Raw genomic sequence first — 3,900 nt, 5'->3', positions numbered from 1 at the left:
GGACGCCGGGGAAGGATTTCTCGATCCCCCGCATCTCGACCAGGGGCGCAGCGGTTGGCTGTTCCGTCACGGTCTTCCCTCCCCCTGCCCGCCGGTCTTGCGACCGTTCCTCCCGGGCTGTTAGCGCTGACCTTGCGTCAGAAGGTTTCAGATTTCAATCGGGATGCGGGGTCAGGTGGTCTTCGCGTTCATCCGCGCCTTGCGGCGCTGGTAGCGGGCGTTCATCAGCGCGTCGCCTTCCTTGCTGCCGTCGTGGAAGGTGCCGAACCACTTGTCGAGCGGGATGAGCCCGTCGCCGTAGTTCACCTCGAAATACTTGTGGTGCAGGTAATGGATGAAGGCATGGCTCTCCACGGCGCTGTCCTCGGTCACCTCCATCTTGTCGAAGCCGATATGGCCGACCACCGCCCCGAAGCCCGCGAAGTTCAGCTGGTAGATCGCCAGAAGCGGATGCGAGGGGATGATGAAGTGGTAGGCGGCGGTCGCGAAGTAGAGCAGGTGCTCGACCGGGTGCATCGCCAGCGACGACCAGGGCGAGGGGTTGACCGAGTTGTGGTGCACCGAATGAACCCATTTGTAGAGGAAGGGCGTGTGGATCAGCCGGTGGATCAGGAAGAAATGGACCTCGTGCAAGACCGGCAGGAACAGCCAGACCGCCAAGAGGTAGAAGGGGTGATCCATCAGCCCGACCCAGGGGCCGATATCATTGGCCCAGGCCCAGAGCACCAGCACTTCCCAGGCGGTCCAGATCGGAACGCCGGTGCCGAAGGCGCGGATGATGCTGTCGATGGTCTGGCTCTGGAACAGGAAGGCGGTGGATTTGTGCTCTGACGGCCATTTCGCATTGTATTTGAAACGGGTGCCCTGCGCGCGAAGGATGTAGAGGCGCAGTTCCAGCGCGCCGTAGAACAGGAAGACGGCGACGGCGTTGACCGCGAAAAGCCAGAGCACCCAGCCCCATTGCAGCGAGGTCATGACTTCCTTCTCCGGCACGACCCAAGCCCACCAGGCAAAGGCGCTGGCGGTCCACAACAGGTTCCAGGGCAGGAAATAGCCGGGCAGCCATTTCAGGATCGCCAAGGGCTGCGGCGGAAAGCGCCAGATCGGCGCGACCTGGGCAGGCTCGTTCGGGGTATAATCGCCGCGCTTGTTGTGGGTGCCGTATTTGGTGTCGTCCATCGCTGCCTTCCCTGGTCGCCGGTCGGGCCGGGCACCGCCCGACCGCAGTTTGCGGGAGAACCGTCCCTTGAGAGGAAGCCCTGCTGACGCCGGTCGCCGATGCCCGGCGACGCCTGCGTGTTGTCTTCGCATCCCGACCGTCTCCCCCGGTGCGGGACAAACCTCCCCGGCGGGGCATCGCCACCGCCATGGGCGACAACCTGACGCGGGGCGGTTTTCCTGCGCAAGATTTTTATGCATTTCGCGTCAGATATTGCATCACTATGCGTCATTTTCGCGATATATCGACCTGCTGTTTTCGGCGGGCCGGACAGCGTGAGACAATCTGATTGCGGCATGGTGCCGCGGCCTTGGTATCGCCCGGCGATTCGCGGGGAACGGTCAGGCGGGGGTCGCGAAGACCGGCAGGTTGAAGCGGGTGTAGACGCCGAAATCGAGGGACGCGCCTGCGCCCTGTCTGGCGGCCTCACCGTCACCGGCCAGCGCGAGGGCGCTGGACAGCAGGTCCCTCGGGTCGCCTGCCAGCGCGAAATCCATCTCGCCCGCCCGAAGAAGCGGCACCGTCACCGGGTTCACCTCATGCCCCACGACCAGCATGTCCTGCGCCCGTCCGGCGGCCCGCAGCGCCTCGACCAGGCCCAGGTTGCCGCCGCCGACATTGTAAAGCGCGCCCAGCGCCGGCTGATCACGCAAAAGGCGGGCGACGGCGAGACGGGTCAACTCGGCACTGTCCTCGCCCTGCACCTCGCCGGAAATGACGACCTTGGGAAAATTGGCGCGCAGCCCGGAACGGAAGCCGATTTCGCGGTCTTCGTGGCAGCGGAAAGCTGGGCTGCCCAACACCACGCCCACGGGGGTAGGCCGGTCGCCCAGCATCCGCCCGATCAGGAAAGCGGCGGTCTGGCCCACCGCGCGGTCGTCCAGCCCCACGAAAGCGTCGCGGGCCGAGGGGGCAAGGTCAGAGATCACCGCGATCACCCGCTTGCCCCGCGCCCGGGCGGCGGACAGAAGCGCAGTGATCCGGTCCGAGGATTTGATGGTGACGATCAGCGGGCGGGACGCATCCTTGCACAAGGCTTCGACCGCGCGCAGCACGCTGGCATCGTCGGCCAGATGCAGGTCATGGAACACCCCCTTCGCGCCCGAGGCCGCCCAGGCCGCGCGCAACTGGCCCATCATCCCCCGGCCCACCCGCAACGCGATATCGGCCTGGACCGGCCTTGGCACCGCATCGCCCCCCGGCGAGGATAGCTTGCGCAAGGTCTCCTCGACCACCAGCCGGGTGCGGTCATGCACCCTGCCCCGCCCGTTCAGCGCCCGGTCCACCGTCGCCCGCGACAGGCCGGTCTCGCGCATGATGTCGGCAACGGTAACGCGACGCATGATGCATCCCTTGAGGCATTTCGCCTCACGGTGCCCGAACCTCGCGCGGCTGGCAAGCGGTCAGAGCAAGGCTGCGCCTTTGGCGAAGGCCTCTGCCTCGGTCTCGTCCATCCAGACCTCGTGCCTGCGCTCCGGGTAGCCCTGCCGCTCCACGTCCTCGACGAAGTCGCGGAAGGCCGCCACCCGTTTCGCCTGCAACTCCGCCTCCTGCGCGGCGAAGTCGGCATAGCGCTTTGAGTGGCGCGGGTAGTGGCCCGTGTTGGTGCCAAGCACATCGCAGGAGAAAAGATACTGCGTGTCGCAGACCGCACCGCATCCCATGCCCATGGTGATCATCCGTGTCGTCCGGGTGATATGGTCGGCCAGTTGCACCGGCACCACCTCGACCTCCAGGAAGGTCGCGCCCGCATTCTCGATGTCCCTGGCCTTGCGCATCACCTGTAGCGCCTCCTCGGCGCTGCGGCCCACGGCCCGGAAACCGGTCCAGGCGGCCAGGTTCGGCACCAGCCCGACATGGCCGGTGACAGGAATGCCCTCGCGCGCCATCGCCTCGATGAAGCGGGGGGAATGCGAGCAGTAAACGGCATCGGCCCCTCGGCGCAGCGCATCGAACCCCGCGCGAACGGCCTCATCCGGGGTGGCGGAGGAGCCGTGCGGCATCCCCGCCGAGATCAGGGCCGAAGGGGCCGCCGCACGGATGGCGGGCAGGGTGTGGTCGGCCTCGCAGGACAGGACCAGGATCCCCGCAGCCTTGGCGGCGGCGGCTTCGGCGGCGCTGTCGACATGGACCTGCACCCATTTGCGCCTGCCCTTCGCGTGCAGCAGCGTGGCGACGGTGGTTTTCGGCATGGCCTGCGGCTCCCTTCCTGCGGAGCCTTCCGCTAGGCGGCAGGACAGGCGGCTGGCAACGGGAAAGCCGGGCGGGCCGGGCTGGATGCGTCACTCCGCCTCAAACGACACAGCGAAGCGCCACAGCACCCCGGCCGCGCCCCACGCACAGGCGGCGAAGTGAGGCAGTCACCAAGCGGCAGCTTCCGCCGATTCGCGGCTCAGACCAGCATCCCGCCGTCGCTGTCGTCCCCGGCCTCTTCCATCAGCCGGTCCATGTTGGGGATCGAGACGTGGCGATTGCCCTCCAGGCTGATCACCCCGTCCTTCTTCAGCGCGCTGATCTGGCGGCTCACGGTTTCCAAGGTCAGCCCCAGGTAATCCGCCATCTCCTCGCGCGTGAGCGGCAGGTCCACCGACAGCGCCATGGATTTCTTGCGCAGGTGCAGCGCCGCATCGCGCCGGGCGATGATCGAGATCAGCGAGGCGATCTTCTCGCGCGCGGTCTTG

At 66.8% G+C, this 3,900-nt stretch carries 4 protein-coding genes; all 4 read right to left on the bottom strand.

Going from position 1 to position 3,900, the window contains the following annotated elements:
* Positions 1–171 precede the first annotated feature (171 nt).
* Positions 172–1,179 (bottom strand): sterol desaturase family protein, encoded by a 1,008-nt coding sequence (locus tag V7Q39_RS19910; RefSeq protein WP_333818353.1) that lies wholly within the window; start codon positions 1,177–1,179, stop codon positions 172–174.
* 381 nt (positions 1,180–1,560) lie between these two features.
* On the bottom strand, positions 1,561–2,562 hold the full coding sequence (locus tag V7Q39_RS19905; protein WP_333818352.1) for a LacI family DNA-binding transcriptional regulator: 1,002 nt from the start codon (positions 2,560–2,562) through the stop codon (positions 1,561–1,563).
* A 60-nt stretch (positions 2,563–2,622) separates the two neighbouring features.
* Positions 2,623–3,411 (bottom strand): 3-methyl-2-oxobutanoate hydroxymethyltransferase, encoded by a 789-nt coding sequence (locus V7Q39_RS19900; RefSeq protein WP_333818351.1) that lies wholly within the window; start codon positions 3,409–3,411, stop codon positions 2,623–2,625.
* 200 nt (positions 3,412–3,611) lie between these two features.
* The coding region (locus V7Q39_RS19895; protein ID WP_333818350.1) for a helix-turn-helix domain-containing protein at positions 3,612–3,900 on the bottom strand (289 nt) is incomplete at its 5' end.

Origin of the sequence: Tabrizicola sp., assembly GCF_036781545.1 — a bacterium.
Taxonomy (GTDB): Bacteria; Pseudomonadota; Alphaproteobacteria; order Rhodobacterales; family Rhodobacteraceae; genus Tabrizicola.
The sequence above is the reverse complement of the archived record's forward strand: the minus strand, read 5'-3'. Positions and strand labels throughout refer to the sequence as shown.